Annotated in this window: 21 protein-coding genes and 1 pseudogene; 10 read left to right on the top strand and 12 right to left on the bottom strand. The window is 60.1% G+C overall.

Going from position 1 to position 22356, the window contains the following annotated elements; translation table 11 throughout:
* From dapF to L9059_RS08045, 4 genes are read left to right on the top strand one after another with little or no spacing between them, the layout of a single operon-like run.
* Nucleotides 1-831, top strand: a complete 831-nt coding sequence (dapF, locus tag L9059_RS08060) for a diaminopimelate epimerase (RefSeq protein ID WP_247289842.1) — start codon at nucleotides 1-3, stop codon at nucleotides 829-831.
* A gap of 13 nt (nucleotides 832-844) precedes the next feature.
* Nucleotides 845-1570 (top strand): DUF484 family protein, encoded by a 726-nt coding sequence (locus tag L9059_RS08055; protein ID WP_247289840.1) that lies wholly within the window; start codon nucleotides 845-847, stop codon nucleotides 1568-1570.
* 2 nt (nucleotides 1571-1572) lie between these two features.
* On the top strand, nucleotides 1573-2472 hold the full coding sequence (gene xerC, locus L9059_RS08050; RefSeq protein ID WP_247289839.1) for a tyrosine recombinase XerC: 900 nt from the start codon (nucleotides 1573-1575) through the stop codon (nucleotides 2470-2472).
* Entirely contained in the window at nucleotides 2469-3173 is a 705-nt protein-coding gene (locus tag L9059_RS08045; protein ID WP_247289838.1) for an HAD family hydrolase, read from the top strand. The genes xerC and L9059_RS08045 overlap by 4 nt, the downstream gene beginning before the upstream one ends.
* Nucleotides 3174-3287: 114 nt before the next feature.
* Here L9059_RS08045 and sutA read toward each other — a convergent pair whose 3' ends face one another.
* From sutA to glnK, 4 genes are all read right to left on the bottom strand, one after another.
* Complete coding sequence (sutA, locus tag L9059_RS08040) at nucleotides 3288-3611, bottom strand: transcriptional regulator SutA (RefSeq protein WP_247289837.1); 324 nt, start codon at nucleotides 3609-3611, stop codon at nucleotides 3288-3290.
* Nucleotides 3612-3713: 102 nt separating this feature from the next.
* The gene (locus tag L9059_RS08035) at nucleotides 3714-4139 is read right to left on the bottom strand and encodes a secondary thiamine-phosphate synthase enzyme YjbQ (protein WP_225568883.1); all 426 of its coding nucleotides are present in this window, start codon (nucleotides 4137-4139) and stop codon (nucleotides 3714-3716) included.
* Nucleotides 4140-4351: 212 nt separating this feature from the next.
* Complete coding sequence (locus L9059_RS08030) at nucleotides 4352-5689, bottom strand: ammonium transporter (RefSeq protein WP_247289836.1); 1338 nt, start codon at nucleotides 5687-5689, stop codon at nucleotides 4352-4354.
* 35 nt (nucleotides 5690-5724) lie between these two features.
* Nucleotides 5725-6063, bottom strand: a complete 339-nt coding sequence (glnK, locus tag L9059_RS08025; RefSeq protein WP_002555808.1) for a P-II family nitrogen regulator — start codon at nucleotides 6061-6063, stop codon at nucleotides 5725-5727.
* Between the two features lie 417 nt (nucleotides 6064-6480).
* Between glnK and L9059_RS08020 the strand changes: the two genes are divergently transcribed.
* Together L9059_RS08020 and L9059_RS08015 are read left to right on the top strand one after the other, a co-directional pair.
* Nucleotides 6481-6741 carry an accessory factor UbiK family protein gene (locus tag L9059_RS08020; RefSeq protein ID WP_247289835.1) on the top strand — a complete coding sequence of 87 codons (261 nt, stop codon included), beginning with the start codon at nucleotides 6481-6483 and terminating at the stop codon, nucleotides 6739-6741.
* Nucleotides 6742-6770: 29 nt separating this feature from the next.
* Nucleotides 6771-6932: pseudogene (locus tag L9059_RS08015) on the top strand (BRO-N domain-containing protein); the annotation flags it as partial.
* A gap of 4 nt (nucleotides 6933-6936) precedes the next feature.
* Here L9059_RS08015 and L9059_RS08010 read toward each other — a convergent pair.
* Nucleotides 6937-7200, bottom strand: coding sequence for a HigA family addiction module antitoxin (locus L9059_RS08010; protein WP_247289834.1), 264 nt, complete (start codon nucleotides 7198-7200; stop codon nucleotides 6937-6939).
* A 342-nt stretch (nucleotides 7201-7542) separates the two neighbouring features.
* Here L9059_RS08010 and L9059_RS08005 point away from each other — a divergent pair, with 342 nt between their 5' ends.
* Nucleotides 7543-9036: a YifB family Mg chelatase-like AAA ATPase gene (locus L9059_RS08005; protein WP_247289833.1), complete on the top strand. Its 1494-nt coding sequence runs from the start codon at nucleotides 7543-7545 to the stop codon at nucleotides 9034-9036.
* Between the two features lie 5 nt (nucleotides 9037-9041).
* On the opposite strand, the gene L9059_RS08000 is transcribed toward L9059_RS08005, so the two are convergent.
* Together L9059_RS08000 and L9059_RS07995 are read right to left on the bottom strand one after the other, a co-directional pair.
* A complete protein-coding gene (locus tag L9059_RS08000; RefSeq protein ID WP_247289831.1) occupies nucleotides 9042-10256 on the bottom strand; it encodes an aldose 1-epimerase family protein in 1215 nt (404 codons plus the stop codon).
* Between the two features lie 239 nt (nucleotides 10257-10495).
* Nucleotides 10496-11416 carry a LysR substrate-binding domain-containing protein gene (locus L9059_RS07995; protein ID WP_247289830.1) on the bottom strand — a complete coding sequence of 307 codons (921 nt, stop codon included), beginning with the start codon at nucleotides 11414-11416 and terminating at the stop codon, nucleotides 10496-10498.
* A gap of 158 nt (nucleotides 11417-11574) precedes the next feature.
* Between L9059_RS07995 and L9059_RS07990 the strand changes: the two genes are divergently transcribed.
* The gene (locus L9059_RS07990; RefSeq protein WP_247289828.1) at nucleotides 11575-12972 is read left to right on the top strand and encodes a NorM family multidrug efflux MATE transporter; all 1398 of its coding nucleotides are present in this window, start codon (nucleotides 11575-11577) and stop codon (nucleotides 12970-12972) included.
* A gap of 141 nt (nucleotides 12973-13113) precedes the next feature.
* Here L9059_RS07990 and L9059_RS07985 read toward each other — a convergent pair whose 3' ends face one another.
* On the bottom strand, nucleotides 13114-14787 hold the full coding sequence (locus tag L9059_RS07985; RefSeq protein ID WP_247289826.1) for a putative bifunctional diguanylate cyclase/phosphodiesterase: 1674 nt from the start codon (nucleotides 14785-14787) through the stop codon (nucleotides 13114-13116).
* A gap of 264 nt (nucleotides 14788-15051) precedes the next feature.
* Here L9059_RS07985 and rep point away from each other — a divergent pair, with 264 nt between their 5' ends.
* On the top strand, nucleotides 15052-17061 hold the full coding sequence (gene rep / locus L9059_RS07980; protein ID WP_247289824.1) for a DNA helicase Rep: 2010 nt from the start codon (nucleotides 15052-15054) through the stop codon (nucleotides 17059-17061).
* 70 nt (nucleotides 17062-17131) lie between these two features.
* Nucleotides 17132-17704 carry a xanthine phosphoribosyltransferase gene (locus L9059_RS07975; RefSeq protein ID WP_247289823.1) on the top strand — a complete coding sequence of 191 codons (573 nt, stop codon included), beginning with the start codon at nucleotides 17132-17134 and terminating at the stop codon, nucleotides 17702-17704.
* Nucleotides 17705-17770: 66 nt separating this feature from the next.
* Here L9059_RS07975 and L9059_RS07970 read toward each other — a convergent pair whose 3' ends face one another.
* From L9059_RS07970 to alr, 4 genes are all read right to left on the bottom strand, one after another.
* A complete protein-coding gene (locus L9059_RS07970) occupies nucleotides 17771-19693 on the bottom strand; it encodes an acetyl-CoA hydrolase/transferase C-terminal domain-containing protein (protein WP_247289821.1) in 1923 nt (640 codons plus the stop codon).
* Between the two features lie 246 nt (nucleotides 19694-19939).
* Nucleotides 19940-20353, bottom strand: a complete 414-nt coding sequence (locus L9059_RS07960; protein ID WP_247290033.1) for a c-type cytochrome — start codon at nucleotides 20351-20353, stop codon at nucleotides 19940-19942.
* Between the two features lie 182 nt (nucleotides 20354-20535).
* A complete protein-coding gene (locus L9059_RS07955) occupies nucleotides 20536-21084 on the bottom strand; it encodes a cupin domain-containing protein (protein WP_247289820.1) in 549 nt (182 codons plus the stop codon).
* Nucleotides 21085-21212: 128 nt separating this feature from the next.
* The gene (gene alr, locus L9059_RS07950) at nucleotides 21213-22286 is read right to left on the bottom strand and encodes an alanine racemase (RefSeq protein WP_247290031.1); all 1074 of its coding nucleotides are present in this window, start codon (nucleotides 22284-22286) and stop codon (nucleotides 21213-21215) included.
* Nucleotides 22287-22356: the final 70 nt, after the last annotated feature.

Raw genomic sequence — 22356 nt, 5'->3', positions numbered from 1 at the left:
ATGCTGCTGCGTTTTACCAAGATGCACGGCCTGGGCAACGACTTCATGGTCCTCGACCTGGTCAGCCAGCACGCGCATATTTTGCCCAAGCACGCCAAGCAATGGGGCGATCGACACACCGGTATCGGTTTCGACCAGTTGCTGATCGTCGAAGCGCCGAGCAACCCGGATGTGGACTTCCGCTATCGGATCTTCAACTCCGACGGCTCTGAAGTGGAACAGTGCGGCAACGGTGCGCGCTGTTTCGCGCGCTTCGTGCTCGATAAGCGCCTGACCGCAAAACGGCAGATCCGCGTCGAGACCAAGAGCGGCATCATCGAACTGGATATCCGCAGTGACGGCCAGATCAGCGTGAACATGGGCGCGCCGCGCCTGGTGCCGGCCGACATCCCGTTCGAAGCTCCGGAGCAGGCGGTAAGCTACCAGATCGAAGTCGACGGTACTGCGATCGAACTGGCCGCCGTATCCATGGGTAACCCCCATGCGGTACTGCGGGTCAACGACATCAACAATGCACCGGTGCATGAGTTGGGACCGAAGATCGAACATCACCCGCGCTTTCCGGCACGGGTCAACGTCGGCTTCCTCCAGGTCATCGACCGCAACCGCGCACAATTGCGCGTCTGGGAGCGCGGCGTCGGGGAAACCCAGGCCTGCGGTACCGGCGCCTGCGCGGCAGCAGTGGCCGCGATCAGCCAGGGGTTGATGGATTCACCCCTATTGATCGACCTGCCCGGCGGGCGTTTGTCCATTGAATGGGCAGGCCCTGACCAACCGGTGATGATGACCGGCCCGGCAGTCCGTGTTTACGAAGGACAAGTACGTCTTTGAGTGAGTCAATCCGATGACCGACAAGCCCCAGTTACCCGCCCTACAGCCCGACGAATCCCCTTCCGAAAGCCTTGAGGCGGCGGCAGTTGCCGCGTACCTGGAGGCTCATCCGGATTTCTTCATCGAGCACGAAGAACTGCTCCCGGCCTTGCGCATTCCGCATCAGCGCGGGGACACCATCTCGCTGGTCGAACGCCAGATGACCATTCTGCGCGACCGCAATATCGAGCTGCGTCATCGCCTGTCGCACCTGATGGACGTGGCCAGGGACAACGATCGCCTCTTCGACAAGACCCGCCGCCTGATTCTTGCTCTGATGGATGCCGCCAGTCTTGAGGAGGTGGTGATCAGCGTCGAGGACAGTCTGCGCCAGGACTTCCAGGTGCCCTTCGTCAGCCTGATCCTGCTGGGAGACAACCCGATGCCGGTAGGCCGCTGGGTGACCCATGCCGACGCACAGACCGCCATTGGCGGCTTGCTCTGCGAGGACAAGAGCGTCGCCGGCAGCCTGCGCGAGCACGAGCTGGACTTTCTTTTTGGCGAAGAGCAACGCAAGCAGATCGGTTCGACCGCAGTCGTCGCCATCAGTCATCAAGGCATCCACGGCGTGCTGGCCATCGCCAGCCGCGATCCGCAGCACTACAAGAGTTCGGTAGGAACGCTGTTCCTCAGCTACATCGCCGAAGTCATGGGCCGCGTGCTGCCACGGGTCCACAATTCGCTACGCTCGGTACGCTGATCGTGGAGCGACAACTGGACGCTTACTGCGAACACCTGCGCAGTGAGCGGCAGGTGTCGCCTCACACGCTACAAGCCTATCGTCGCGACCTCGACAAAGTCCTGGGCTGGTGCATCAAACAGAACATCAGCAGCTGGACGGCCCTGGATATCCAGCGCCTGCGTGGCCTGATCGCCCGCCTGCATTCTCAGGGCCAGTCGTCCCGCAGCCTCGCACGCCTGCTGTCGGCCGTACGCGGGCTCTATCATTACCTGAATCGCGAGGGGTTGTGCGATCACGACCCGGCCAATGGCCTGGCACCGCCCAAGGGTGAACGTCGCCTGCCCAAGACCCTGGATACCGATCGAGCATTGCAACTGCTTGAAGGTGGGGTGGAAGATGATTTCCTGGCACGCCGCGATCAGGCGATCCTGGAGCTGTTCTACTCCTCCGGCTTGCGCCTGTCGGAGCTGACCGGGCTCAATCTGGATCAGTTGGACCTTGCCGACGGCATGGTCCAGGTGCTCGGTAAAGGCAGCAAGACCCGACTGTTGCCCGTCGGCGCAAAAGCCCGTGAAGCGCTGGAGTTGTGGCTGCCATTGCGCGCCATGGCCAATCCGGCAGATGAGGCGGTGTTTGTCAGCCAACAGGGGCGGCGCCTCGGTCCCCGGGCGATCCAGGTTCGGGTAAAAGCCGCGGGTGAACGCGAGCTGGGGCAGAACCTGCACCCGCACATGCTGCGGCATTCCTTCGCCAGCCATCTGCTGGAATCCTCCCAAGACCTGCGCGCCGTGCAGGAATTACTCGGCCACTCGGACATCAAGACCACCCAGATCTACACCCACCTGGACTTCCAGCACCTGGCGACGGTCTACGACAGTGCCCACCCACGGGCCAAACGCATTAAGGGCGACGATTCATGACGATCCAATTGATCACTTTCGACCTCGACGACACCCTGTGGGACACCGCGCCGGTGATTGTCAGCGCCGAGGCGGTGTTGCGTGAATGGCTTACCGAGCACGCCCCGAATCTGGGTTCCGTGCCGGTCGAGCATTTGTGGGCGATTCGCGAGCGCATCCTTGGCAGCGAACCCGCTCTCAAACACCGCATCAGCGCCCTGCGCCGCCGCGTGCTTTTCCATGCGCTGGAAGAAGCAGGCTACACCCACGGCGAAGCATCAGATCTGGCTGACCAGAGTTTTGAAGTGTTTCTGCATGCGCGCCACCAACTGGAAATTTTCCCCGAAGTAGCGCCGACACTGGAGACGCTGGCCAAGCACTACGCCCTCGGGGTAGTGACCAATGGTAATGCTGATGTGCGACGGTTGGGGCTGGCGGATTACTTCAAGTTCGCCTTGTGTGCCGAAGACATCGGCATCGCCAAGCCCGATGCGCGCCTGTTTCATGAAGCGCTGCAACGGGGTGGTGCCACTGCACAGACCGCGGTGCATGTAGGCGATCATCCGGGCGATGACATTGCCGGGGCGCAACAAGCGGGGCTGCGGGCGATCTGGTTTAACCCGCAGGGTAAATTGTGGGAAGCCCAGCGTGGCCCGGACGCCGAAATCCGCAGCCTCACCGAATTGCCGGCGTTGCTGGCGCGGTGGAACCCCCGGCACTGATCCTGAAAACACCACCGCTCCCACAGGGGATCACCGCACGTCTTCAGGCTTTTGTTTCAGGCATAAAAAAGCCCGCAGCGACGGCGGGCTTTTTCAGCAAGCAAGGACAGACGCCTAGATAGGCCGGCTGCCGTACTTGTTGTCAGGCTTCTTGGGAGGATCGGCGACCACATTGGCCTCCACTTCCTGCACCTTGCCGCCTTTGGCCAGGAACTCTTCCATAGCTTTGGCAAGCGCATCGCGCTCTTTATTTTTCGCTTCGACGCTCGGCAGTTCATCGACCGAAACCGCCGCCTTGGCCTTGCCTTTTGCGGTCGGAACCGGCGCATCACCGCCATCATCTTCTTCAGCGACGTCTTCCGCCGCTGCTTCCAGACCTTCTTCGGTTTCGTCGTCGCCTACTTCGAGGTCGTCGTTTTCCAGATCATCGTCGCTCATGTTCTACCTCATGACTTGCGAAAAGCAGATTAGTTATAGCCCAGCTGCGCCGCCTGTCGACGGGTGCCAGAAAAAATTCAGCCGCCATTGATGACCAATGGCTTATGCCCCTTCACCGTGCAAGGTGGCGAGGACTTTACGAGCACCGCCATGATCACGGTGCTCGCCCAGATAAACGCCTTGCCAGGTTCCCAGCGCCAGTCGGCCTGCCGAAATCGGCAAACTGAGCTGACAGCCGAGTACGCTGGCCTTGAAGTGCGCCGGGAGGTCGTCCAGGCCTTCGTCGTTGTGCTCAAAGCCGTCCGTTCCTTGTGGGATCAGACGATTGAAAAATCGTTCGAAGTCGCGACGTACCGCCGGATCGGCGTTCTCGTTGATAGTCAACGACGCCGAGGTATGCTGCAGCCACAAGTGCAACAAACCGACCCGACATGCCCTGAGTTCAGGCAAACCGGCGAGTAACTCGTCCGTTACCAGATGAAAGCCCCGGGGCCTCGCCCGCAAGGTAATCAGAGTCTGTTGCCACATACAGTTCTCCGCACGTTCGGGGCGCATTCTAGCGCGCTCTGGGAAAAAACAAAGTCCCTAATATTCCTTCGTTGTTGTAAGCCATCGACCGCACAAAATCGCTCGTTACAAAGGTAGCCAAAGCTCGATGAAAAAACCTTTCAGCTTCACTTCCAATGACAAATCCCGGGCAAAAAAATGCCCGGCGAACCGGGCATTATTTTTACGCTGACTTACAAGTTGTAGCCACGCTCGTTGTGCAGTGCCAGGTCGAGACCCACCGCCTCTTCTTCCTCAGTCACACGCAGACCCATGACGGCGTCCAGGACCTTGAGAATGATGTAGGTGACGATCGCGGTGTAGATCACCGTGAAACCTACACCTTTGACCTGGATCCAGACCTGTGCGCCGATATCGGTAACGGTGCCGAAACCACCCAGGGCCGGTGCTGCGAACACACCGGTGAGGATCGCGCCGAGGATACCGCCGATACCGTGCACACCGAAGGCGTCCAGGGAGTCGTCGTAGCCAAGTTTGCGTTTCAGGGTGGTGGCGCAGAAGAAGCACACCACGCCTGCCGCCAGACCGATCACCAGGGCACCCATCGGGCCCACGGTGCCAGCGGCCGGAGTAATCGCAACCAGACCGGCCACGACACCCGAAGCAATACCCAGTGCGCTAGGCTTGCCGTGGGTCATCCACTCGGCAAACATCCAGCCCAGGGCAGCGGCGGCGGTAGCGATCTGGGTAACCAGCATCGCCATGCCGGCAGTGCCGTTGGCAGCAGCAGCCGAACCGGCGTTGAAGCCGAACCAGCCGACCCACAGCATTGCGGCGCCCATCAGGGTATAGCCGAGGTTGTGTGGCGCCATTGGCGTGGTCGGGAAACCTTTGCGCTTGCCCAGCACGAGGCAGCAAATCAGGCCAGCCACACCGGCGTTGATGTGCACCACGGTGCCGCCCGCGAAGTCGAGCACGCCCCAGTCCCACATCAGGCCGCCGTTGCCGGACCAGACCATGTGCGCAATAGGTGCATACACCAGGGTGAACCAGATGCCCATGAAGATCAGCATGGCGGAAAATTTCATCCGCTCGGCGAATGCACCGACGATCAACGCAGGGGTGATGATGGCGAACGTCATCTGGAAGGTGATAAACACCGCCTCAGGGAACAGTGCCGCAGGGCCGGTCAGGCTCGATGGCGTGACGCCGGCGAGGAACGCCTTGCCCATGCCGCCGAAGAACGAGTTGAAGTTGACGACGCCCTGCTCCATGCCGGTGGTGTCGAATGCAATGCTGTAGCCATAAATGACCCACAGGATGCTGATCAGACCGGTAATGGCGAAGCACTGCATCATCACGGAAAGAATGTTTTTGGAGCGGACCATGCCGCCGTAGAACAGCGCGAGGCCGGGAATGGTCATGAACAGCACGAGGGCTGTCGAGGTCAGCATCCAGGCGGTGTCGCCGGAATTGAGGACTGGGGCCGCCACTTCGTCTGCCGCCATGGCCAGGCTGGGCATTACGAGGGACAACAGGGCTCCTAGCCCTGCGAATTTACGCAGAGTCATATTGTTTTCTCCTGGGGCGTTGGGGTTGTGGCGGCTTAGATTGCGTCGGTATCGGTTTCGCCGGTACGGATGCGAATCGCCTGTTCCAGATTGACCACGAAGATCTTGCCGTCACCGATCTTGCCGGTGTTGGCTGCCTTGGTTATCGCCTCGATAACCCGATCAAGATCCTTATCGTCAATGGCGACATCGATCTTCACCTTTGGCAGGAAATCGACCACGTATTCCGCGCCGCGATACAGCTCGGTGTGACCCTTCTGCCGACCGAAGCCTTTGACCTCAGTAACGGTAATGCCCTGCACGCCGATCTCGGACAAAGACTCGCGCACGTCGTCCAGTTTGAACGGCTTGATGATGGCAGTGACTAGCTTCATGAAAACTCTCTCCCGAATTGGTGGACTTGCCCCAGGAAAACAAACCCGACTCAAGTCTAAGCGCAGTGCCTGGCTTTGTAACGCATCGTCGGCCCTACCTGCCCGTCCGACGCCAGTTAACCGCTCCTGGCGAAACACTTCCCCGTTCCGCCCGGCGCACTGCATTCGTCACAGCGACTGCATCAGTGCATGGGTTACTTGGCTCTAAGCAGAAAGCTTGCCATCTCTTGAAAAGTGCCTGAATTCAATCCCTTGGCCGGGTTCGCATCCGGATGGGCGAAAAACCTGCGGCGTATACGCACAACAACGGTGCGATGCCGTTCGTCTGCATGCGCGAAAACCGTGCATCCCTGTGGTCGAGATTGACTATAGACACTGCGTGATACACTGCCCGCTATCGTTTCCAGGACCTTTCCCATGCTCGCGCCAAAAGACTTCCTCGACGCCCTCACGGGCACTGCCTCCCGCCTTTTCAGCGGCGACACGCCATTGCCGAAAAGCGAAATCGAAAGCCAGTTCAAGGCGCTGCTGCAGAGCGGGTTCAGCAAGCTGGACCTGGTAAGCCGGGAAGAATTCGATAGCCAGATGGTTGTGCTGGCACGGACCCGGGCACGCCTGGAAAGCCTCGAAGCGAAAGTGGCCGAGATGGAAGCGAAATTCAATCCACCCACCGAATAAACACCGCGAATCCCTGTGGGAGCGGGCCACTGAACTGGCCAGAGATGTCTCTGAACCTGCTGCACTGGAACAACCAGCCGTGGATTCGGCTGCAGGATGTGCCGCACCTGATGCCGAACGAAGAACCAGCACAACACGCCATCAACGTGCCGTGGTGGAAAAAGGCCTCGCGAGCATTGCAGTCGCTATAAATACCTAACCACGCTCGATATCGTCGCTGCGCGCCTCGTAATGCGATTGCAGATTCAGCCAGAAGTCGGGCGTGGTATTGAAGTGAACGGCCAGCTTCCTCGCAAGGTCCGGACTGACGCCTGTGCTTTGCGCGACAAGTTTTGTCAGTTCAACCTCATAATCTGGATGCTGGCCTGCAAGATCAGCCCCCGTGGCGCCCAATGGTTCAAGAGAATCCTGCTCAAGAGTTTCTCCGGAATGAATCGAGCGCATTCCATTACTGTCCATCTTCCCGTCTCCGGCTGGCTTGATCTGCAGTGATCATAAGCAGCCCCCCCCAGCAAACAAGAGCGCCCCGGCCATTCAGGCATCGTCCTTCAAACATTTCAGAACAGTCCTACAAAAACTCCGTGATGCAGCTGATTTCGCCCCTCGTTTTGCTCCGCTAACTTCATCGGCCAGATCCAGGGAGCGACCCATCGCACAGCGTGAAGTTGAACTAGACACCTGCGCGGGCCGGTAGCGGGCTCCAGCAACATCCTGCGAAGCTTCCCTTCCCCCGGAAAAAGAATCCCCGTCTACCCTTGAAACCACCGCAGGAAGCGGCCTCCGTCAGCTCAAGGAACGACCATGTCCCTCTCCATCGTCCACAGCCGCGCCCAGATTGGTGTGGATGCGCCCGCCGTCACCGTGGAAGTCCATCTCGCCAATGGCTTGCCCTCCCTGACAATGGTCGGCTTGCCCGAAACCGCCGTGAAGGAAAGCAAAGACCGGGTGCGCAGTGCGATTATCAATTCCGGGCTGCAGTTTCCTGCGCGACGCATCACGCTCAATCTCGCCCCGGCGGATTTGCCCAAGGATGGTGGACGGTTTGATTTGGCGATTGCCTTGGGGATTCTGTCGGCCAGCGTTCAGGTGCCCACATTGACGTTGGATCACGTGGAATGCCTGGGGGAATTGGCGCTGTCGGGCGCGGTGCGGGCCGTGCGCGGCGTGTTGCCGGCCGCCCTGGCAGCGCGCAAGGCGGGTCGGACGTTAGTGGTGCCGAGGGCGAATGCCGAAGAGGCATGCCTGGCCTCGGGCCTGCAGGTGATTGCCGTGGATCATTTGCTGGAGGCCGTGGCTCATTTCAACGGCCACACCCCCATCGCGCCTTACGTTTCGGACGGGTTGATGCACGCCATCAAACCCTATCCGGACTTGAGTGAAGTACAGGGCCAGTTCGCGGCCAAACGGGCGTTGCTGATTGCCGCGGCGGGCGCCCACAACCTGCTGTTCTGCGGGCCACCGGGAACAGGCAAAACGCTGCTGGCGAGTCGGCTGCCGGGCTTGCTGCCACCCCTGGCCGAAAGCGAGGCGCTGGAGGTCGCCGCTATTCAGTCGGTGGCCAGTTGCGCGCCCCTGAGTCACTGGCCACAGCGACCGTTTCGCCAACCTCACCACTCAGCGTCGGGCCCGGCGCTGGTGGGTGGCGGCTCAAAACCACAACCCGGTGAAATCACCCTCGCCCACCATGGCGTGCTGTTCCTTGATGAACTACCGGAGTTTGATCGCAGGGTACTGGAGGTGTTGCGCGAGCCGATGGAGTCCGGCCATATCGTGATTTCCCGCGCCAGGGATCGCGTGCGCTTCCCGGCACGATTTCAACTGGTTGCGGCAATGAATCCCTGCCCCTGTGGATATCTTGGCGAACCGACGGGCAAATGCTCATGCACCCCGGACATGGTTCAGCGCTACCGCAACAAACTGTCCGGGCCGCTGCTGGATCGCATCGACCTGCACCTGACCGTTGCACGGGAAGCAACAGCCCTGAATCCCGCAGCGAAACCCGGCGATGACAGTGCCAGCGCAGCCGTACTGGTGGCAGACGCCAGGGAGCGGCAACACAAGCGCCAAGGCTGCGCCAATGCCTTCCTGGACCTGCCAGGCCTGCGCAAGCACTGCAATCTATCCACAGCCGATGAAACTTGGCTGGAGTCCGCCTGCGAACGCTTGACCCTGTCACTACGCTCGGCCCATCGGCTGCTCAAGGTAGCGCGCACCCTGGCGGACCTTGAGCAAGTCGATGCCATCACGCGCGAGCATTTGGCTGAAGCACTACAGTATCGGCCGGCTACGAACTGATGGATTTAATCCTTGGTGAGATCCACCAACGGCATCTGCCGCACCTCGGTTTCCCGCCCGGCCTGAATCTCGCTCACCCGCTTCAACGCCTGATCCACCGCACCTTTATCCGCCAACAAGCTGTAGCTGATCAGGAATTGCTTCTGCTCTTTCGGCGCAATCGTCGGCACCAGGCCCAATGGCCGTTGATACCGGCGGTTGTAGGAAAAGCTCGTGCCTGGCTCCAGTCCGGTGACATAGCCCTGCCCTTGGGTATCGGTGTTTTTCCACAGGGAGAATACGGGCAGGGTTTGCGTGTTGAAACCTACCGAGACGCCCAGGCTGCCGGCCTTGTTGTGCAGCACCGTCAACGTATCGCCTTTCGCATCGGCATACGGCACTACGTTGTAGACCGTTTCGTCATAGTCCCTGGTGGGCCCGCGGTAGGTCTGCCAGTCCGCCAGATCTGTTTTGGCCTTGTCGTTGAACGGCGACACCTGTTTCACCGGCGCGGCGAATTGAGCGCCCTGTTCCAGGAATGGTGTACTGAAGTTGCTGTGGTAGAGCGCCTGGTATTCCTTCGGGTAGTCGCCATTGTTGGTCAGGATGTCGTTGAGGCTGAACTGCATGCTGCCGGGTTCGGTGACCAGTTCGGTAGCGACGGAGAAGTCCACTTTCTTGAACGCCTGCTCTTTCAACTCACCACGCAGGCTGATGGCGTAAGGCGGTTTTTCGTCGATGTGCAGGGTGACTTTGCTGGCCGGAATGTTAGCGGCGCGACCGTGCAGGGTCAGCAGCTCGCCGTTGTCCAAGCCAGGATGGCCGACCCATTCATAACCGCAGCGAGTGACCAGTTCGTTGAAACCTTCCAGCCAACCCAACCCACCCCGGCCGTTGAGTTCGATGAAGGCCGGATTGACCACCTCTTTCACCGGCGAATCCCAGCCCATGCGCACAGCGCCCACCGAGGCCTGCAGCACGTTCATCCCGCGGGTCGGCACTACCGACAGCTTGAGAGTGCCATTATCGATGTCAACGATGCTGACGCCCTCCTGCCGACCGCCGTGCAAGTTGCGCAGGGTCACGGAGAAGGGTTTGTCGGTTTTCACCCCAAGTTGCTGGCTGGTGATTGTCCAGTTTTCGGCCGCTTTGTCGGCGTCGAGCAGGACGTAATCCCACGCCATGGCATGGGAAGCAGCGGACAGCGCGCCGAGGGCAACGATGAGTTTGAGCGAAGTCATGGCAGGAGCCTTTCTTGGAGTTGTGCCATTTTTATAGACTGGCTGAAACGATTCATCAAGCTTAAAAGCAAAGAATCAACCCCCGGCCTTGATACGGATTCCTCAACGGAAACGGTCAACCTCCTGCCGCAACTCCGCCGCGAGGCTCTGCAGCTCCTTGGCCGTCACGGCCAGGTGCGACACGACCTCGCGCTACTCGCAGTTGGCCTGGAGCCTTTCTCTGCAGCGGCTATATCGATTCAGCTCAGGTGCTCGACGTCTGGCAACTCCATGGCCCTGGCCTCACCCTGTAGGAAGTCACTGAGCCGACGCATCCGTTCACCGCCGGGACGGGTTTTCGGCCATACCAGGTAATAATTCTCACCACTGGCAACGGCCGTCGGCCACGGCAGGCTCAGACGCCCCTGAGCGACATCTTCGGCCACCATCAGCAAGTCACCCATCGACACGCCGTAGCCCCGGGCTGCGGCGATCATGCCCAGCTCCAGCGTATCGAACACCTGCCCACCTTTGAGTGACACCTGCTCGGCCAGGCCCATGCGCACCAGCCAGTTGCGCCAGTCGCGGCGGTCCGGTGTGGGGTGTAGCAGTTCGGTATTGGCCAGACGCGTTACGTCCCAAGGCTGCTCGTTCAGCAGGTTCGGCGCTCCTACCGGGATCAGCTCTTCGGGAAACAGGTAACTTGCCTCCCAATCGGGTGGGAAATGTCCGTTGCTCAACAACACCGCACAGTCGAAGGGCTCGTCGTTGAAGTCCACAGAGTCGACGTCCATCCAGGCGCTGGTCAGTTGCACCTCGTTGCCCGGTTGCAGGTGACGGAAGCGGCTGAGGCGCGCCAACAGCCAGCGCATGGTCAGGGTAGAAGGCGCCTTCATGCGCAGGATGTCATCTTCGGCGCGCAGGGTATTACACGCTCGCTCCAGCGCGGTGAAGCCTTCGCGGACACCCGGGAGCAGCAACCGGGCCGATTCGGTCAGTTGCAGGTTGCGGCCACTGCGGTGAAACAATCGGCAGGCAAAGTGCTCTTCGAGCGTACGGATATGCCGACTGACCGCACTCTGGGTGATCGACAGCTCTTCAGCCGCGCGGGTAAACGAACTGTGTCGGGCCGCCGCTTCGAAGGCTCGCAGGGCATACAACGGAGGAAGACGACGTGACATTCAGAAAGCTCCTACAGCGTGATGGCAACAACTTAGCAGAAACTCTCCAGAATGAGTTTTAGTCATGCCACCCATCCTTTTTATCCCTTTGTGAAAATCCTTCAAAGCGCCGAAAATCGACGGTCTACTGTTCCCTCTGAAAATCGAGCGTGATGATCATGAAGCATCCAGCGCGTACTGAACTCTGGGCCATCCTGCGGCTGGCGGGGCCGCTGATTGCCTCGCAGTTGGCGCACATGCTGATGGTCCTCACCGATACCTTGATGATGGCGCGCATCAGCCCCGAGGCGCTCGCGGGCGGAGGCCTGGGCGCGGCCACCTACTCTTTTGTGTCGATTTTTTGCATCGGGGTGATCGCGGCAGTCGGGACCCTGGTGGCGATTCGTCAGGGTGCGGGCGATATCGTTGGCGCCGCCAAGCTGACCCAGGCAGGTTTGTGGCTGGCGTGGCTGATGGCGCTGGCCGCAGGCCTGCTGCTGTGGAACCTCAAGCCCGTGCTGCTGCTGTTCGGCCAGACCGAAAGCAACGTCCACATGGCTGGGCAATTCCTGATGATCCTGCCATTTGCCCTGCCCGGTTACTTGAGCTTCATGGCCCTGCGCGGCTTCACCAGTGCGATCGGCCGGGCGACACCGGTGATGGTGATCAGCCTCGTCGGCACGGTGGCGAACTTCCTGCTCAACTATGCATTGATCACCGGTATGTTCGGCCTGCCCAAAATGGGTCTGGTGGGGATCGGGCTGGTCACGGCCATCGTCGCCAACCTGATGGCATTGGCGCTGGCTCTGCATATCCGGCGGCATTCGGCGTATGACGCTTATCCGTTGCGCGAGGGCCTGTCACGGCCCAACCGCCAGTACCTGAAGGAGCTATGGCGCCTGGGCCTGCCCATCGGCGGCACCTATGCCGTGGAAGTCGGGCTGTTTGCCTTCGCGGCGCTGTGCATGGGCACCATGGGCAGCACACAACTGGGTGCGCACCAGATCGCCCTGCAGATCGTTTCGGTGGCGTTCATGGTGCCGGCCGGTATGTCCTATGCGATTACCATGCGCATCGGCCAGCACTACGGTGCAGGACAACTGCTGGATGCACGACTGGCGGGACGGGTCGGAATTGCGTTCGGAGCGGCGGCGATGCTCGGCTTCGCGATGGTTTTCTGGCTGTTGCCGCATCAGTTGATCGGCTTGTTCCTGGACCACAACGACCCGGCGTTCCGCCCTGTCATCGAACTGGCGGTAAGCCTGCTGGCGGTCGCCGCCTGGTTCGAGTTGTTCGACGGCACGCAGACCATCGCCATGGGCTGCATTCGCGGGCTCAAGGATGCCAAGACCACGTTCCTGGTCGGGCTGGGCTGCTACTGGCTGATTGGTGCGCCGGCCGCCTGGTGGATGGCCTTCCATCTCGACTGGGGCCCAACGGGGGTCTGGTGGGGCCTGGCGCTGGGCCTGGCATGCGCGGCGGTGAGCCTGACGCTAGCGTTTGAGTGGAAGATGAAGCGCATGATTCGGCGCGAGCCTGCTTCTGCAGCCAGTTTCCAGATCGCCCAGCCTGACTGAGATTTCCCGTAGGGGCCAGCCTGTGTGGCGAGGGAGCTTGCTCCCGCTAGGCTGCGAAGCAGTCGTAAAGCATTTAGGGCCGCTTCGCGCCCCAGCGGGAGCATGCTCCCTCGCCACAAAAGCTCCGCAGTTTGTCTGTGTTCAGATCACGAATTCGATCATTGGCTGCTGACTGCTACCAAACGTCAAATACTCCACCAGTTCCACCAACGGCAACGGCTTGCTGATCAGGTAACCCTGCACCTGATCACAGCCAAACCCGCGCAACAGTTCCAGCTGCTCCGGAGTTTCCACGCCTTCGGCCACCACTTCGAGATTGAGGTTGTGCGCCAGGTTGATCATCGCGTGCACCAGCTTGCGATTCTCCTCGCGCTCTTCCATGCCGCCGACAAAACTCTTGTCGACCTTCAGCAAGGCGATTGGCAGGCTGTTGAGGTGGACGAATGACGAGAAGCCGGTACCGAAGTCATCCAGGGAGAAACGCACCCCCAGGCGCCCGAGCGCATCCATGGTCTGCTTGACCAGATCGCTGCGGCGCATCACTGCGGTTTCGGTCAGTTCAAACTCCAGCCACTGCGCCTCGACCCCGCGCTCGATGATCAGGCGGCTCAGCGTCGGCAATAACTGGCTGTCCTGGAACTGCCGGAACGACAGGTTGATCGCCATGTGCAACGCCGGTAGCCCGCGCTCGCGCAGGGCCTGCATGTCACGCAGGGCACGGGAAATCACCCAGTACCCCAGGGGCACGATCAAGCCGCTCTGCTCGGCCAGCGGTACAAATTCGCTTGGCGGCAGCAAACCTCGCTCGGCGTGGCGCCAGCGCACCAGCGCCTCGAGGCCGACAATCTGCCCGTCGTCGAGGTTCAGCCGCGGCTGGTAATGCAGTTCCAGCTCATCGCGGCGCAGTGCCCGACGCAGCTCGCTTTCCAGGTCGGCCATGCTGCGCGCATTGCGGTTGATACGTTCGTTGAAGATGTGAAAGGTGCAGCCCTGGGTGCTCTTGGCTTGCTGCATGGCAATGTGCGCGTGCCACATCAGCGGGTCGGCGCCGGCCTGGGCACGAGCGTGGGCGATGCCCAGACTGGAACCGATCAACAGGCTTTCGCCGTCAACCCAATAGGGTTCGGCGAGTGCTTCGGTGATTCTTTCGGCCATCCACTCGGCGCGCTGGGGAGCCCGGCGGGTGTCGATCAGCAGCGCGAATTCGTCGCTGCCCAAGCGCGCCAGCTGATCGCCGACCTCAAGCTGGCTTTTCAGCCTGGCGACCACTTGCAGGATCAGCCGATCACCGGCCTGATGTCCCAGGGCGTCGTTGGCGTGGCGGAAGTTGTCGAGGTCCAGATGCCCGAGTGCCAGGCCACGGCCGTCGTTTTCCACCAGCCGCGCCGCCAGCAGGGTCTGAAAACCCTGACGATTGGCGATGCCGGTCAACGGGTCCTGCTCGGCCAGGCGCTGCAAAGTGGTCTCCAGCAGACCCCGTTCACGCACGTGGCGCAGGCAGCGACGCAACATGCCGGGATCAAGCTGATCGCGCACCAACCAGTCGCTCACACCATCGGGCGGCGACGCCGGTTCGTGTTCGAGCAGCAATACCGCTGGCAAGGTGCAACGGCCGGGAAGTGGCTGCAGAGCAGGGGTCGTCAACAACACCGCACTGCGGTTGTCATCGAACAGACTACTGACAGACTCCCAACTCGGAGCGCTGATGAGCACGGCCAAGCTCCCGATCGGAGCCAGACACTCGCGCAACAACGCTGTCCACGCTGGCTCTTCGGCCAGTAGCAGCAAACGCAAGGGTTCGACAGGCGTAGACAAGCTAGCTCCCTAGACTCTGCAGTGATGTAGGCGACGGGCATTATGCCGGGCCGCTAACCAATGACCAAATGACATCAGTTATCAGACGTGCCTTTTGTATCAGGAATTACGAACATTAGGCGCAAATACCTCATGCATCCTGCGTGAAAGTAACAAAACCGGCAAATGCAGTTAGCGTGGTACGTCACAAGTCGGAGAGAGCAGCACAAATTGCTGAGCCTGTTAAAATGCCGGCCCATTTCGCAAACGACTCCCTGATTCCGTATGTCCCGACTCAATCCCCGGCAGCAAGAAGCCGTGAGCTACGTCGGCGGCCCTCTTTTGGTGCTCGCCGGCGCAGGCTCCGGCAAGACCAGCGTGATCACGCGCAAAATTGCGCACCTGATCCAGAACTGCGGCATCCGCGCCCAGTACATCGTCGCCATGACCTTCACCAACAAGGCCGCGCGCGAGATGAAGGAACGGGTCGGCACCCTGCTCAAAGGCGGCGAAGGCCGCGGCCTGACGGTGTGCACCTTCCACAACCTGGGCCTGAACATCATCCGCAAGGAACATGTTCGCCTGGGCTACAAGCCCGGCTTCTCGATCTTTGACGAAACCGACGTCAAATCCCTGATGACCGACATCATGCAGAAGGAATACTCGGGCGACGACGGCGTCGACGAGATCAAGAACATGATCGGCTCGTGGAAGAACGACCTCATCCTGCCCGCCGAGGCCCTGGAAAACGCACGCAACCCCAAGGAGCAGACCGCTGCCATCGTCTACACCCACTATCAACGTACGCTCAAGGCGTTCAACGCGGTGGATTTCGACGACCTGATCCTGCTGCCGGTAAAGCTATTCCAGGAGCACGCCGACATCCTCGAAAAGTGGCAGAACAAGGTCCGCTACCTGCTGGTGGACGAATACCAGGACACCAACGCCAGCCAGTATTTGCTGGTGAAGCTGCTGATTGGCACGCGCAACCAGTTCACCGTGGTGGGTGACGACGACCAGTCGATCTACGCCTGGCGGGGCGCGCGCCCGGAAAACCTGATGCTGCTCAAGGACGACTATCCGTCCCTGAAAGTGGTCATGCTTGAACAGAACTACCGCTCCACCAGCCGCATCCTGCGCTGCGCCAACGTGCTGATCGCGAACAATCCCCACGAGTTCGAAAAGCAACTGTGGAGCGAGATGGGCCACGGCGACGAGATCCGCGTGATCCGCTGCCGCAACGAAGACGCCGAAGCCGAGCGCGTGGCCGTGGAATTGTTGACCCTGCACTTGCGCACTGACCGGCCCTACAGCGATTTCGCGATCCTGTACCGCGGTAACTACCAGGCCAAGCTGATCGAGTTGAAGCTGCAGCACCACCAGATTCCGTATCGACTGTCTGGCGGCAACAGCTTCTTCGGGCGCCAGGAAGTGAAGGACTTGATGGCCTATTTCCGCCTGATCGTGAACCCGGACGACGACAACGCCTTCCTGCGAGTGATCAACGTCCCGCGCCGGGAGATCGGCTCGACTACCCTGGAAAAACTCGGTAACTACGCCACCGAGCGCAAGATTTCGATGTACGCGGCCACTGACGAAATCGGCCTGGGCGAGCACCTGGACACGCGCTTCACCGATCGTCTGTCGCGCTTCAAACGTTTCATGGACAAGATCCGCGAGCAGTGCGCCGGCGAAGATCCGATTTCGGCGCTGCGCAGCATGGTCATGGACATCGACTATGAGAACTGGCTGCGCACCAACAGCTCCAGCGACAAGGCGGCCGATTACCGTATGGGCAACGTCTGGTTCCTGATCGAAGCACTGAAAAACACGCTCGAGAAGGACGAAGAAGGCGAAATGACTGTCGAAGACGCCATCGGCAAACTCGTCTTGCGCGATATGCTGGAACGCCAGCAGGAAGAGGAGGACGGTGCCGAAGGTGTGCAGATGATGACCTTGCACGCCTCCAAGGGCCTGGAATTCCCTTACGTGTTCATCATGGGCATGGAAGAGGAAATCCTCCCGCACCGTTCCAGCATCGAAGCCGACACCATCGAGGAAGAACGCCGCCTGGCCTACGTCGGTATTACCCGCGCACGCCAAACCCTGGCCTTCACCTTCGCCGCCAAGCGCAAGCAATATGGCGAGATCATCGACTGTGCGCCAAGCCGCTTCCTCGATGAACTGCCGCCGGACGACCTGGCCTGGGAAGGCAATGACGACACCCCCGTTGAAGTCAAAGCCGTTCGCGGCAATACCGCATTGGCAGATATACGGGCGATGCTAAAGCGCTAGAATCGAATACTTTTTAACCGAACACTTTTTGACAAGCTAGGCGCATATCGCGCCAGTAGAGGAAAGCTTCATGGAAGCACTGCACAAGAAAATTCGCGAAGAAGGCATCGTGCTTTCCGATCAGGTCCTGAAGGTTGACGCCTTTCTGAACCACCAGATCGACCCAGCCCTGATGAAGCTGATCGGCGACGAGTTCGCCGCGCTGTTCAAGGACTCGGGCATCACCAAGATCGTCACCATCGAAGCCTCGGGCATTGCCCCGGCGATCATGACGGGCCTGAACCTTGGCGTGCCGGTGATCTTCGCCCGCAAGCACCAGTCCCTGACCCTGACTGAAAACCTGCTGTCGGCGACCGTTTACTCCTTCACCAAGCAGACCGAAAGCACCGTGGCGATCTCCCCGCGCCACCTGACCAGCAGCGACCGCGTGCTGATCATTGATGACTTCCTGGCCAACGGCAAGGCGTCGCAGGCGCTGATCTCGATCATCAAGCAGGCCGGCGCGACCGTGGCCGGTTTGGGGATTGTGATCGAGAAGTCGTTCCAGGGTGGTCGTGCCGAGTTGGATTCCCAAGGTTATCGGGTTGAGTCGCTGGCGCGCGTGCAGTCGCTGAAGGATGGCGTTGTAACCTTCATCGAGTAACCCAGTTACACCACCGACCCTGTGGGAGCCGGGCTTGCCCAGCTCCCACAGGTTTTTTGTTGGCTGTTATTGCGAGGTGGCCTTGAGGCCAGTGAGCAACAGCCGCTGGAACAGATCCTCTTTCAACCCGTCCGGGTTTGTCAGCTGCATCCGCTCCAGATGCACCGGAAACTGCGACGCCTCTGGCGCATCCAGCGCCGCCTTGCCCAACTCCAGAATCTCCGCCAGCTTGAACTTGCTCTTCAACCAGTTCAACGCCCGCAATAGATCCCGCTCCACCTCAGTGAAATCGCACCCCAACGGATACTCCGGAAACAAATGCGGATGCCGTGCCTGAATGGCCTGCAGCCGTTGCGGGCTGTTGTCGGCAAAACGCGGATCCATGCGGAAATCTTTCGGCAACTTGCCAACCTTCTGCGCCTGCTCGATCAGCCCTGGCTGAAAGCGCGAGTCGCTGATATTCAGCAACGCCTCAATCACCGCCGCATCGGTTTTGCCACGCAGGTCGGCAATGCCATACTCGGTGACGACGATATCGCGCAGGTGCCGCGGGATGGTGCAATGGCCGTATTCCCAGACGATGTTCGAACTGACCTCCCCACCCGCCTCGCGCCAGCTGCGCAATATCAGCACCGAGCGCGCGCCTTCCAGCGCATGACCCTGGGCGACAAAGTTGTATTGGCCGCCCACTCCGCTGAGCACGCGCCCGTCCTCCAGCTGGTCGGCTACGCCGGCACCCAGCAGCGTCATGATGAACACCGTGTTGATAAAGCGAGCATCCAGGCGTTGCAGGCGCTTGAGCTCCTCCTGACCGAAGAGCTCGTTGATGTAGCTGATGCGGGTCATATTGAATTCGAGCCGTTTGCTTTGCGGCAACTCGCGCAGGCGCTCGTAGAAGCTGCGCGGCCCGAGGAAAAACCCGCCATGCACCGAGATGCCATCAGTCTGCGCGGCCTCATCAAGCGTACCGGCATTGGCCTGTTGCTGCGTCAAAACATCCGGATAGACCTTGCGCCGCACGATCCCGGCATCCGCCAGCACCAGCAGACCGTTGACGAACATTTCGCTGCAGCCGTACAAACCTCTGGCGAACGGTTCGACACCGCCTTCGCGCTCGATCAGTTGCGCCCACTGGCTGAGATTGATGTCTGCCAGCAACGCCTTGTATCCGTCACTGTCGGCCTGACGCGCGAGCAATGCAGCGGTCAATGCATCGCCCATGGAACCGATGCCGATCTGCAACGTACCGCCGTCACGCACCAGTGAACTGGCGTGCAGCCCGATGAAATGGTCCTGGAAACCGACCGGCATGTTCGGCGTGGAAAACAGCGTGGTGTCGTCCTTGGCATCGATCAACAGGTCGAAGGTATCGATGCCAATTTCCGCGTCGCCCGGCATATAGGGCAAATCGTTATGCACCTGCCCTACCATCAGGATCGTCTCCCCCGCCGCCCGGCGTTTTTCGACCATGGGCAACAGGTCGAGGGTGATGTCCGGATTGCAGCTCAGGCTCAGGCGATCGGGGTGCTCGCTGTGGCTGGCCACCATCTGCGCGATCAGGTTCAAGCCGGCTGCATTGATGTCCCGGGCAGCGTGGCTGTAGTTGCTGCTGACGTAATCCTGCTGCGCAGACTCGCTGTGGAGCAGGCTGCCTGGCTGCATGAAGAATTGCTGCACATGCACGTTGGCCGGCAGGCTGTCTTTGAGCAGGTCCGCCAGAAAATCCAGTTCCGGATAGTCGCCGAACACACGCTCGATGAACGGCTTGAGGAAGCGCCGTTGCAAGCCGTCCCCCAACACCGGTCGCCCCAGGCACAACGCGGTGTAGACGGTCAGCTGGCGTTCGGGAAGCTGCGCCACGCGGTGATACAACGCGTTGACGAACTGGTTGGGCTTGCCGAGGCCCAAGGGCAGGCCCATGTGAATGTGCACCGGCAACCGTGCCAGGACATCATCGACCGCTTGCTCAATTGAACATAGCTGAACCATCTGACCCTCCCTTACATTCCGTGAATTGGGGTTGGACCGAGCTTGCCCGCTCTTTGCTGCATTGAACAGTCACGAACGGTGGGAAATTGCCCCAACACTTGTAGGAGCGAGCTTGCTCGCGAAAAACCTGAGAACGTTGCGGGGTGTCAGGTTCGCAGCGGCATCGTTGACGATCATCGCGAGCAAGCTCGCTCCAACAGGCACAAAAAAGCCGCCCGAAAGCGGCTTTTTGCTGAAAACGAGTGCTTATTTCAAGCCGGACATTTTCTGGATGGCGCCTTTGAGCTCTTCATCAGAGCAATCAGCACAAGTGCCTTTTGGCGGCATTGCGTTGATCCCGGTGATCGCTTTGGCCAGGATGCCGTCGAGGCCGCCCTGGTGATCCGCACGTTCTTTCCAGGCGGCAGTGTCACCAATTTTTGGCGCACCCAGCAGGCCGGTACCGTGGCAAGCGTTGCAATGTTTTGCAATGATCGAGTCAGGGGTCTTGGCATCACCGCCGCCGGCAGAAGCAGCGACTTCCATACCCTTGCACTCTTGACCTGTTACACAGACCTTGCCCACAGGTTCAAGTCGTTTGGCAATATCGTCATTCGTCGCAGCTTGAGCGCTGACAGCCCAAAGGGCCAGTACGGTTGCTGGTACAGCCAGCATTTTCATAATTAGGTTCACGCGTTCACCCTCAATGGTGGCTAGTCACGCCCACGGCCACGGTTCGCAGGCGGGCGCAAGTATAACGGTAAGCCCGCCACACTGAAACAACCCCAAAGTCGAAGGGGTCTTGCTCCACGGCGTTAAAACGGTTCAGCCGCCTTGGCGGTACTGGCAGGACGCCTCTTCTCTTAGAAATTCGCCGGTGTCGCTGCGCTGATTAGTCGCGCTGGCGTATCGAACGGATTACGGAAACGGTGCGGCTTGGTACTTTCAAAGTAGTAGCTATCGCCAGCTTCGAGCACAAATGTTTCAAGCCCGACCACCAGTTCCAGTCGACCCTCAAGCAGAATCCCGGTCTCTTCCCCTTCATGGGTGAGCATCTCGTCTCCGGTGTCGGCGCCTGGCGGGTAGATTTCATTGAGGAATGCAATGGCGCGGCTCGGGTGAGCCCGGCCGACCAGCTTCATGGTCACTGCACCATCGGAAATATCAATCAGCTCGTTAGCTTTGTAGACGATCTGAGTCGGTTTTTCCTGCAGGATTTCTTCGGAAAAGAACTCGACCATGGACATGGGAATTCCGCCCAACACCTTGCGCAGCGAACTGATCGAGGGGCTGACGCTGTTCTTCTCGATCATCGAAATAGTGCTGTTAGTAACACCCGCGCGCTTGGCGAGCTCACGCTGGGAAAGCCCCTTGAGCTTACGGATGGATTGCAGTCGTTCACCGACGTCCAATGCAGGAGCCTCCAGGCATTCAGGTTGTTGGAATATTGAGCGTTATCATGGCGACAGCGTTCAGTATTTACAACACTTGACCCTGAATCCTGTTGGACGGGGCGACTTTTCGCACACCGGGCCTTGCTTCAAACCCCGGAATAGAGCTTTGGCACCCGACGCAGGTTGCAGAATATCTGGTAAGGAATCGTGTCGGCGGCGGCCGCCACGTCGCTGGCGAGCACGTTCTTGCCCCACAGCTCGACGGTTGAACCGAGGCCCGCTTGGGGCACGTCGGTCAGGTCGATGCACAACATGTCCATCGATACCCGGCCGATCAACTGGCTGCGCTGCCCGGCGACCATGACCGGCGTGCCGGTAGGTGCCTGGCGCGGATAACCATCGGCATAACCCATGGCCACCACGCCAACGCGCATCGGCCTCGGGGTAACAAAACGGGCGCCATAGCCAATCGGCTCGCCGGCCGGAAGCTCCCGCACACAAATCACTTTCGATTCGAGGGTCATCACCGGCTGCAGGCGCGAGGCCACGGTGTTGGCTTCTTCGAACGGCGTCGCTCCGTACAACATAATGCCGGGACGAACCCAGTCGCTGGGAATCTGAGGCCAGCCCATCACTGCCGGCGAGTTGCGCAGGCTGATTTCAGCCGACAAACCCTGGCGTGCCGCTTCGAACACTGCGACCTGCTCGGCACTCGATTGATCCTGCAGTTCATCGGCGCGGGCAAAGTGGCTCATCAGTACAATCTTTGCGACCTTGCCGCTGGCCAGCAGCCGCTGATAAGCCGCCTGGTAATCCGCCGGATGGAGGCCGACCCGGTGCATGCCCGAGTCAAGCTTGAGCCATACCGTAATCGGCTTACTCACTGCGGCTTTTTCGATCGCTTCGAGTTGCCACAGCGAATGCACCACACACCAGAAATCATGCTCGACGATCAGCGACAACTCATCTGCCTCGAAAAAACCCTCCAGTAACAACACCGGCGCGCGAATGCCTGCAGCGCGCAGTTCCAGGGCTTCTTCGATGCAAGCCACGGCAAAACCGTCCGCCTCGGCTTCAAGGGCCTGGGCACAAGGTACCGCGCCGTGACCGTAGGCATCGGCCTTGATCACCGCGAGGGCCTTGGCTCCCGTGATTTCACGGGCAAGTTGGTAGTTGTGGCGCAGGGCTTGAAGGTCGATCAGGGCACGGGCAGGACGCATGGCGGCAGACTTCTGGTCGGTCATTGGAAGAAAAACCAGCACTGCTGGCGGCGTGGACCGCCAGTAGCAC

The organism is Pseudomonas violetae, from assembly GCF_023072615.1.
GTDB lineage: Bacteria > Pseudomonadota > Gammaproteobacteria > Pseudomonadales > Pseudomonadaceae > Aquipseudomonas > Aquipseudomonas violetae.
The sequence above is the reverse complement of the archived record's forward strand: the minus strand, read 5'-3'. Positions and strand labels throughout refer to the sequence as shown.

Excerpts from the sequence above, each read along its gene's own strand:
- dapF (WP_247289842.1), top strand. The coding sequence starts at position 1 with ATGCTGCTGCGTTTTACCAAGATGCACGGCCTGGGCAACGACTTCATG.
- L9059_RS07970 (WP_247289821.1), bottom strand. The coding sequence starts at position 19,693 with ATGGTTCAGCTATGTTCAATTGAGCAAGCGGTCGATGATGTCCTGGCA.
- L9059_RS08005 (WP_247289833.1), top strand. The coding sequence starts at position 7,543 with ATGTCCCTCTCCATCGTCCACAGCCGCGCCCAGATTGGTGTGGATGCG.
- L9059_RS07995 (WP_247289830.1), bottom strand. The coding sequence starts at position 11,416 with ATGTCACGTCGTCTTCCTCCGTTGTATGCCCTGCGAGCCTTCGAAGCG.
- L9059_RS07960 (WP_247290033.1), bottom strand. The coding sequence starts at position 20,353 with ATGAAAATGCTGGCTGTACCAGCAACCGTACTGGCCCTTTGGGCTGTC.
- L9059_RS08010 (WP_247289834.1), bottom strand. The coding sequence starts at position 7,200 with ATGGACAGTAATGGAATGCGCTCGATTCATTCCGGAGAAACTCTTGAG.
- L9059_RS08020 (WP_247289835.1), top strand. The coding sequence starts at position 6,481 with ATGCTCGCGCCAAAAGACTTCCTCGACGCCCTCACGGGCACTGCCTCC.
- L9059_RS08055 (WP_247289840.1), top strand. The coding sequence starts at position 845 with ATGACCGACAAGCCCCAGTTACCCGCCCTACAGCCCGACGAATCCCCT.
- L9059_RS08030 (WP_247289836.1), bottom strand. The coding sequence starts at position 5,689 with ATGACTCTGCGTAAATTCGCAGGGCTAGGAGCCCTGTTGTCCCTCGTA.
- L9059_RS07975 (WP_247289823.1), top strand. The coding sequence starts at position 17,132 with ATGGAAGCACTGCACAAGAAAATTCGCGAAGAAGGCATCGTGCTTTCC.
- L9059_RS08045 (WP_247289838.1), top strand. The coding sequence starts at position 2,469 with ATGACGATCCAATTGATCACTTTCGACCTCGACGACACCCTGTGGGAC.
- sutA (WP_247289837.1), bottom strand. The coding sequence starts at position 3,611 with ATGAGCGACGATGATCTGGAAAACGACGACCTCGAAGTAGGCGACGAC.
- L9059_RS08035 (WP_225568883.1), bottom strand. The coding sequence starts at position 4,139 with ATGTGGCAACAGACTCTGATTACCTTGCGGGCGAGGCCCCGGGGCTTT.
- glnK (WP_002555808.1), bottom strand. The coding sequence starts at position 6,063 with ATGAAGCTAGTCACTGCCATCATCAAGCCGTTCAAACTGGACGACGTG.
- L9059_RS07990 (WP_247289828.1), top strand. The coding sequence starts at position 11,575 with ATGAAGCATCCAGCGCGTACTGAACTCTGGGCCATCCTGCGGCTGGCG.
- L9059_RS08000 (WP_247289831.1), bottom strand. The coding sequence starts at position 10,256 with ATGACTTCGCTCAAACTCATCGTTGCCCTCGGCGCGCTGTCCGCTGCT.
- rep (WP_247289824.1), top strand. The coding sequence starts at position 15,052 with ATGTCCCGACTCAATCCCCGGCAGCAAGAAGCCGTGAGCTACGTCGGC.
- alr (WP_247290031.1), bottom strand. The coding sequence starts at position 22,286 with ATGCGTCCTGCCCGTGCCCTGATCGACCTTCAAGCCCTGCGCCACAAC.